The organism is Chryseobacterium jejuense, from assembly GCF_017877355.1.
In the GTDB taxonomy this organism is placed as follows: Bacteria; Bacteroidota; Bacteroidia; order Flavobacteriales; family Weeksellaceae; genus Chryseobacterium; species Chryseobacterium jejuense_A.
On sequence record NZ_JAGIPR010000013.1, the window covers coordinates 136,052 to 143,157 of the forward strand.

A 7,106-nucleotide genomic window follows, 5' to 3' on the forward strand; every position below is an offset into this window, starting at 1 on the left:
TTACGATGTGATTTGTGTATTAATCCAATTCTTAATATTTAGCATTACATGCTTTGTTATACCAAAGCTACTCTGAATATTATGATTAAATCCTATAAGTTTAATTTCTCTATTTAAATCCACATTTCCAATTTTATTTAATATTCCAGTAAAGGAATATCCTAAAACAGGAGCTCCATTAACTCTATTTAGTTGCCAAGTTTCTTGTAAGTTTTTATCTAATGATATACTAGATACCTTTTCAAAAGTTGAAATTACTGTTGTGCCGTTTAGTATTATATATTCAAGTTTTGATTCGTTTATAATATCTCCTAATATATCTGCACATTTATTTAGAAGATTCTTTTGATTTTTTATAGAAAGGTTTGACCATTTTTTTAATGTTGCAAATGGGATTAAATCCAAGTGGCATACATTACTCAAAGGAAAGTAATAGGAATAAGAAGTATCAGATAGTAGAAATTCTAATTTGTTAAACCATTGACTATAAGGGTTGTTTTCAAAATATTGATTACAAGCGTCCAATATTTTTGACAAATGAATTTCACTGATTTCATTCCAATTATCTAAGTTTAAAGATTCTAATGTATGAAACCTACTATTTTTTAGGACCTCATTATTACTATCAGTAAACTCTCTATTACTAGGATTAATACCTACTGTGGCAATTTTCGCATTATTGAAATTACCAAAATAGGGTATGGGTGTACTCCATTCTATAATGCCTAAATCAATAATATCCTCCTCCTCTTCTAATATTTTAAATATCTCTTCTAATATCTTAATCATCTGTAGTTAGGTTGAATTTCTCTTCAATATATTGTTTAAATAAACTGTTTTTTAGTAAAGATTTTATATTATTGATCTCTGATTTATTTTTATTCTTATCTAAAGAATAAATTTTTAATAAAGTTATCATGTCTTTCCAATAGTCATCAACTTCAGGCAAATTCATAATATCAAAATTAGGATTAGTTCGTATTTCTTTTTCATATACCAATAATAGTTTAATGTTAGTAAAAACGTTTTGTGAAGGCATTTCTGGCATTACATATTTTGTTGACTGTAATCCTTCTGAAATATAATTTCTAGCTAATTCTATACTTTTTGAATATAAATGTAAGCTAGAAACAAAATGGTTGTATTCTCCCAATCCAACATTTAGTTCACAAGCAATAATTTCTTGTAACATTGTAAAGCAAAAAATATCATGTGGAAGTCCTAAAAAAATATCATTGGATCTCATTGAGGCAAAAAGATGTAATTTTTTCTCTCTAATTAAAAATTGTAATGATATAGTACAAGGAATATCTTTTGAATCAATGTTAATTAAGTCTTTAGCGTCAAAGATCTGTATTACTGCTCTTCTTGTATTAGGTCTTTCTTTTAATAGCTTAATAACATTTTCAATTTGATTTATGTAGCCATGCATGGAAATTAATCTAGGTCCATAGGCTCCACTTACTGTTGTTCCATCATCTGAGGATTTTGAATAAATATGAAGGTAATATTTAATAAACTCTAGCTCATCACTACCAGAGAGATACCATAGTAATTCACCAATAGGGCTTATAGCAATGTTTTTAGTTTGGGTAGCACTTACCCTTGCTCTTGGATTTTTTAGCTTTATATAAACTCCTAACTTTTCATAATTATCTCCTTTAGTATTATTAATAGATGTGTCTATATCTAGAAATTTAGGTAATAGTTCATGTAGTAAGTCATCAAGTGTATTTTCTTCTATGTACATTGATTATAAGTTTTTCTAAAAATATTGAAAATTATGGTATTATTATCTGATTACTTTCATCATTTGCATATGAATGTTTTTATCAGGTGGGAAATAATGTAGTTGGGGACTATAATCACCATTCTTTTGCATTTCAATTTCAGTCATAAATAACTTTTCTTCAACTACTAAAAAATTAATGTTTAACCAGTTTATTAATTCAAAATAGTTTTCCGCAGATCTTTCTCCATATTTAACATCAAGATAGGTTTCAAATATTATTGGATAAGCATTTTCTAGTCCTGCTTTAATAGATCTTACTAATGCCATTAAAATAAAATATACATTGAATTTTGGGTCATAGCCACCTGTCTCTTGTCTTAAATTGTATTTTATACGTATGTTTTTATTATGTGAATAATATCTACACAATAATAAATTTATTCTTTCTAAATACTTTTCTAAGATTTCATTTTGAATTATTCTACCAGAATATTGTTGAAGTTCTTCATAAGTTAGTAATGAAATATTGGAATTCTTAGAGGCTTCTATTGCTCCTTTTTGAAAACCTTTTTCAGAAATAATGAATCCTTTATCTGCTCCTATATCATCCACTATCTGTCTTAATCCTAACACATGTAGTTTCGATATTCTATGTTTCCATTTTTTAGCTTCAATAATCCATGTCAAGTCATGTCCTAAATATTTGCTCTTCACTAAAACATCAATGTTGTGATTGGTTCTTACTCCTTGAATAGTTACATTAGTTTGAGCATCACATCCCAATAGTTGAAAATAAGATTTCAAAATTTCTTGGAATTCATACCAAGGTTTCATTTTAGCCATAGTTATAAGTTTTTATAAAAGTAGTTTTTTTTAGTTAATATCAAATGCAGGGAGATTTGAAAATAGAAAATAATTTTTTTACTTTCTAAAAGCCTTCTCTTTAAGAAAGCATGATAGTCCTTTAGAAACACCCCCACCTATTTTAGTAAGGGGAACCTCCCCGTACTGTTTCTAATAGAAAATGAAATTTCAGGCAGACTATATATTGTTTCAACCATAGTTTAATCTGAACATATCTCTTAGGAAAGGTGAAAATCTAACTCAAAAACTTAAAGACAATGGTAAGAATTATCAACTACAAAGCAAGACAAAAAGAGGATGGTACAACATTTTGTGTACTCGAAGTTCAAGGAGGAATTGAAATGGTATTAAGCCAAAAGACCAACCAGTATTATGCTACAGCCAAAAAGACTTTCATTTCATCTACATTTGATGAAGAAACCTGTAAGGCTTTAATTGGTACAGAGCTTCAGGGTAGTGTTCAGAAAGAAGAATGTGAACCTTATGAATATGTTATCAAAGAAACAGGAGAATCAATTATTATGCAACATAGGTTCGTGTATATTCCCGAAAGTATTGTTCCTTCTAGCTCAATAAAAGCTAACAGAGCTACTTCTGATAACTTTGAGGCAGATCTGGAAAACTTTTCTACGAATGGGAAATATGACCATGTTCTAGCAGATTAGTTTTAAAGTTTCAACATAACTCTATTGTATAAAACTTCCACTTTCGTATTGTATACTATAATGTGTAAATACGAGGTTGGAAGTTTTTTTATTTTCTAATTCCCCACTTAACCCTTTTTATTTATGCAAGACCATCAGGTATCAGAAATACAAGTTTCTTATTCTCCTAACATAATAGAGACTATTATCTCTACTAGTGAATCCTCATATATGCTAGCCCTCAACAATTGGAATCTAGATACTATTGAAATGTGTGAAGAAGCTAAAGTTTTGTTTCTTAATAATGCACTTAAAGTTATTGGTATCTATAATTTATCAAAGGGAGGTATATCTTCGAGTGTAGTAGATATAAGGCTAATTCTTTCCATAGCTTTAAAATCTATATCTACTCATATCATATTAATTCACAATCATCCAAGTACAAGTTTAGCACCAAGTAAGGCTGATATGGATATTACAAGTAAATTGAAATTAGCTTGCGGTTTTTTAGAGATTAAGCTGTTAGACCATCTAATTATTAATAAAGAATCTTATTATAGTTTTGCTGATGAGGGTTTATTATAAATCTTTAATATTAAGCTTAAAAATATTTCATTTTAAACTTAATAAAAGATAATATTAAGGCTCTATTAGGAATAATGTAAAGATAAAAAAGAATGTATAAGATCTAAAATATCTGCTAAATCATAAGAAGTTTTATGATATGCTTAATGTTAAGATATAATATTATAGCTAATTTTTAATGTTCATGTATGGGGACCAATCAAATAAAAATAAGATTAATAGCTAAATATCTAAAGTTGAAAACTTCATTAATTCTTCCATACTTATTTCAAGTCCTTCACAAACTTCCATTAAGTATAAATAAGTAGGATTAATTCCACCTCTTTCTAATCTGGCAATGGACTCTCTGTCTTTCCCAATCTTGTGGGCAAGTTGAGCTTGAGTTAAATCTTTAGATTCTCTTATTTGCTTAATTCTTTTTCCAAACTTTATAAGTTCTTGCTCTCTATCCATTAGTCAAAATTTGACCTTTGTTATGAATTTTAAAGGAACGTATACGTTACATTGTGTTTTATTTTGTATCTATGCGAAAATTTCAAACATGAAAAGAATATTATTAACACTGTTAGTAAGTTGTAATGCTGTTATTTATGCACAGCAGTACATAAATGTTGGTTCTAATAAATCAGATGTGAAAAAAGTTCAGGGAGAACCACATAGTATTCAAGATTATGATGTTTTTGGAGAAGAAGTTTGGAGCTATGGAGAGAATGGAGTAGCTACGATCACTTTTAAAGATGGAAAAGTAAAATCATTTAGAAACTATCAACAGGTATTAAAGATAGGAAACAATTCAACTTTGGATAAAGATAATGATGAAGCTACTTCTAAAGAAAAGTTATGGAGTGAATTAAGAGAAAAAGCTAATAGTTCAGGTAGTACAGTAACAGAGGAAACTGCAAAATCAAATACAGATTTATATGGAAGTGGATCTCAAAATATTAAAGCTTATCCAAGCCAGTATGAAGAAATGGCAGAAGCAAAAGGTCTTAATCCCTATGCAATGCCTGATGAAATAACTCTTCAACAGATGCAGAAGGAATATGAAACTAAAAAGATTATCAAATGGGTCTTAATTAGCCTAGGAATAATAGGGTTTCTTTTCTTGATATTCAAACTTAAAACTAAAAAGAAATGAAAATCATTTTTCTAGACCTAGATGGGGTACTAAATAATGCTGATTACTATAGAGGTAAAAACTTAGCTATCCATCAAAATGAAACTTCCCATTTTGATAGCAATAATATTCATGCTCTCAATAGGATAATTGACAATACAAAAGCTGAGATAGTCTTATCATCAGCTTGGAGACTGCTAAAGAGTATAGAAGAAATTAATGAGCTCTTTAATATAGTAGGTATTAAAGGAAAAGTTATTGGTGTAACAGAATCACTTCACTACAAAACCACTTTTGAATTAGCTCCAAGAGGTTTAGAAATCTTTAAGTGGATAAGAGATTACCACAAAACATTAAAAGGAGGATTAGAGAACTTTATTATTATTGATGATGAAGATGATATTCTAGATATTCAGGAGAAACATTTTCTTCAGATAGATGATAGAGTGGGGCTGTCAGAAAAAGATGCAGAACTAGTTATTGAGTTTTTAAACTCATATCAAGTTCCAAAAGAAAATTTACCATAAAATTATATACCATGAAAAAAGCTACATTACTATTATTGTTTTTTCTTACAATTCTTATTAAAGCTCAAACAGATAAAATCACCTATATGAAAGGAGACATTTATTTAGTAGCACAAGATGCTAAAACTAAAAAAGTTCTCTTTGAGAAACCTTACGGCAAAATTCTTTCAATAGAATATGATACTTTTTATAAAAGTTATTATGTCTTATTTCAAATGCCAGAAGGTTCTACAGGATTTGGCGTGCAATATATTAATACTACAGATAAAGGCACATTCTTGATGCAAGACATGAATAAGCCTGAAGACTTCTACTATGTTTCTGATAAGATTAAGGAAAATGGAACTTTAATACTGTTAAATAAGAAGAAGGTAGAAGACTCCTACTTGTCATATAAGATTGTAAATATTGCTCTGTAAAGCCTATCATGATAATTTGATTTCTTAATTATATTCTATTATGTTAGGAGTTTTTAGATTAAAAGGCCTAGTTTTAGGCAGACCCTTAAAAGAGTATTCTTGATAATTGAATTATATATACTGTGTGTTCAGTAGGTTAGAGATACTGGGTGATAACCCAGATGTACATGGTTCGAGCCCAGGTGGGACCACTACAAAAACTCGATAAGAGGCTGTCTCAAAAGAGATAGCCTTTTTTATGCAAAAAGGAAAGCTTTCGCTTTCCTAATAGTTGCAAATTGATTAATTTGCTGTGTGTTAACTTCTTCAAAAGTAGTCTTTAAAGATTACAATCCCAAAGAAAACTTGCTTTTTCCTCCGAATTTATCGGAGTTGATAGATGAAAAGCATCCTGTGAGAATTATTTCAGGCATTATTGATGGTTTGGATATTAAAAGCCTGATCAAAACCTACAAACCTGGTGGAACCTCTTGTTACCATCCTAAAATGCTTTTAAAAGTTTTAATTTATGGTTATTTGAGTAATATCTATTCAAGCCGCAAAATGGAACAGGCACTTAAAGAAAACATTCATTTCATGTGGCTTTCAGCGATGAGCCGTCCCGACCATAATACTTTAAACAGGTTTCGTAGCGACCGATTGAAAGGTGAGATTAAAGCCATTTTCACACAAATTGTTCTTCTTTTGGAAAAGGAAGGTTTGGTAAGTCTGGAAACCACTTTTGTAGATGGCACCAAGATAGAAGCCAATGCCAATCGCTATACTTTTGTTTGGGGAAGAGCTGTCAAAAAACACAAAGAAAGGATTGCAGAGCAATTAGAAGAGCTTTGGAACTATGCAGAAACAGTTGCAAAAGACGAGCTTCAAAATACAGAAAGTATTGATTTTAAAGAAGTAGATTCTGAAAAAGTAACTCAAACCATCGAAAAGATCAATGAGGTTTTGAAAGACAAAAAAGTAGCTTCAAAAGTTCGTCAGAAACTAAATTATGCTAAGAAAAACTGGGCAGATAATTTAGAGAAGTATAAAAAACAGCAAGAATTATTAGAAGGTAGAAATTCCTATTCCAAAACCGATACAGACGCTACTTTTATGCGAATGAAGGAGGATCATATGCGAAACTGACAACTAAAACCCGCTTACAATCTACAAATTTCTACCAATAGACAATTCATTTTACATTATTCAATTCATCCCAACCCAACAGACACCAAAACA

Annotated in this window: 9 protein-coding genes and 1 pseudogene; 6 read left to right on the top strand and 4 right to left on the bottom strand. The window is 29.7% G+C overall.

Features of this window, described 5'->3' with window-relative positions; all coding sequences use genetic code 11:
* The 3 genes from J2772_RS21045 to J2772_RS21055 are packed head-to-tail and all read right to left on the bottom strand — an operon-like array spanning position 1 to position 2,575.
* Complete coding sequence (locus J2772_RS21045; protein WP_209920143.1) at positions 1 to 789, bottom strand: hypothetical protein; 789 nt, start codon at positions 787 to 789, stop codon at positions 1 to 3.
* Entirely contained in the window at positions 782 to 1,750 is a 969-nt protein-coding gene (locus J2772_RS21050) for a thymidylate synthase (protein WP_209920145.1), read from the bottom strand. The genes J2772_RS21045 and J2772_RS21050 overlap by 8 nt, the downstream gene beginning before the upstream one ends.
* A gap of 42 nt (positions 1,751 to 1,792) precedes the next feature.
* The gene (locus tag J2772_RS21055; RefSeq protein WP_209920147.1) at positions 1,793 to 2,575 is read right to left on the bottom strand and encodes a restriction endonuclease; all 783 of its coding nucleotides are present in this window, start codon (positions 2,573 to 2,575) and stop codon (positions 1,793 to 1,795) included.
* A gap of 278 nt (positions 2,576 to 2,853) precedes the next feature.
* Between J2772_RS21055 and J2772_RS21060 the strand changes: the two genes are divergently transcribed.
* Both J2772_RS21060 and J2772_RS21065 read left to right on the top strand, forming a co-directional pair.
* Positions 2,854 to 3,261, top strand: a complete 408-nt coding sequence (locus tag J2772_RS21060) for a hypothetical protein (protein WP_209920151.1) — start codon at positions 2,854 to 2,856, stop codon at positions 3,259 to 3,261.
* Between the two features lie 123 nt (positions 3,262 to 3,384).
* On the top strand, positions 3,385 to 3,825 hold the full coding sequence (locus J2772_RS21065) for a JAB domain-containing protein (protein ID WP_115972000.1): 441 nt from the start codon (positions 3,385 to 3,387) through the stop codon (positions 3,823 to 3,825).
* A 222-nt stretch (positions 3,826 to 4,047) separates the two neighbouring features.
* Here the strand turns inward: J2772_RS21065 and J2772_RS21070 are convergent, their stop codons facing one another.
* Positions 4,048 to 4,278, bottom strand: a complete 231-nt coding sequence (locus J2772_RS21070) for a helix-turn-helix domain-containing protein (RefSeq protein WP_103291322.1) — start codon at positions 4,276 to 4,278, stop codon at positions 4,048 to 4,050.
* A gap of 88 nt (positions 4,279 to 4,366) precedes the next feature.
* On the opposite strand from J2772_RS21070, the gene J2772_RS21075 reads away from it, so the two are divergent.
* From J2772_RS21075 to J2772_RS21090, 4 genes and pseudogenes are all read left to right on the top strand, one after another.
* Positions 4,367 to 4,963: a hypothetical protein gene (locus J2772_RS21075; RefSeq protein WP_209920153.1), complete on the top strand. Its 597-nt coding sequence runs from the start codon at positions 4,367 to 4,369 to the stop codon at positions 4,961 to 4,963.
* Positions 4,960 to 5,469 carry an HAD domain-containing protein gene (locus J2772_RS21080; RefSeq protein ID WP_209920155.1) on the top strand — a complete coding sequence of 170 codons (510 nt, stop codon included), beginning with the start codon at positions 4,960 to 4,962 and terminating at the stop codon, positions 5,467 to 5,469. The genes J2772_RS21075 and J2772_RS21080 overlap by 4 nt, the downstream gene beginning before the upstream one ends.
* Before the next feature lie 11 nt (positions 5,470 to 5,480).
* On the top strand, positions 5,481 to 5,888 hold the full coding sequence (locus J2772_RS21085) for a hypothetical protein (protein WP_115971997.1): 408 nt from the start codon (positions 5,481 to 5,483) through the stop codon (positions 5,886 to 5,888).
* 294 nt (positions 5,889 to 6,182) lie between these two features.
* Positions 6,183 to 7,106 (top strand): annotated as a pseudogene (locus tag J2772_RS21090) (transposase); the annotation flags it as partial.

Coding starts and splice junctions, on each gene's coding strand:
- J2772_RS21045 (WP_209920143.1), bottom strand. CDS start 789: ATGATTAAGATATTAGAAGAGATATTTAAAATATTAGAAGAGGAGGAG.
- J2772_RS21050 (WP_209920145.1), bottom strand. CDS start 1,750: ATGTACATAGAAGAAAATACACTTGATGACTTACTACATGAACTATTA.
- J2772_RS21055 (WP_209920147.1), bottom strand. CDS start 2,575: ATGGCTAAAATGAAACCTTGGTATGAATTCCAAGAAATTTTGAAATCT.
- J2772_RS21060 (WP_209920151.1), top strand. CDS start 2,854: ATGGTAAGAATTATCAACTACAAAGCAAGACAAAAAGAGGATGGTACA.
- J2772_RS21065 (WP_115972000.1), top strand. CDS start 3,385: ATGCAAGACCATCAGGTATCAGAAATACAAGTTTCTTATTCTCCTAAC.
- J2772_RS21070 (WP_103291322.1), bottom strand. CDS start 4,278: ATGGATAGAGAGCAAGAACTTATAAAGTTTGGAAAAAGAATTAAGCAA.
- J2772_RS21075 (WP_209920153.1), top strand. CDS start 4,367: ATGAAAAGAATATTATTAACACTGTTAGTAAGTTGTAATGCTGTTATT.
- J2772_RS21080 (WP_209920155.1), top strand. CDS start 4,960: ATGAAAATCATTTTTCTAGACCTAGATGGGGTACTAAATAATGCTGAT.
- J2772_RS21085 (WP_115971997.1), top strand. CDS start 5,481: ATGAAAAAAGCTACATTACTATTATTGTTTTTTCTTACAATTCTTATT.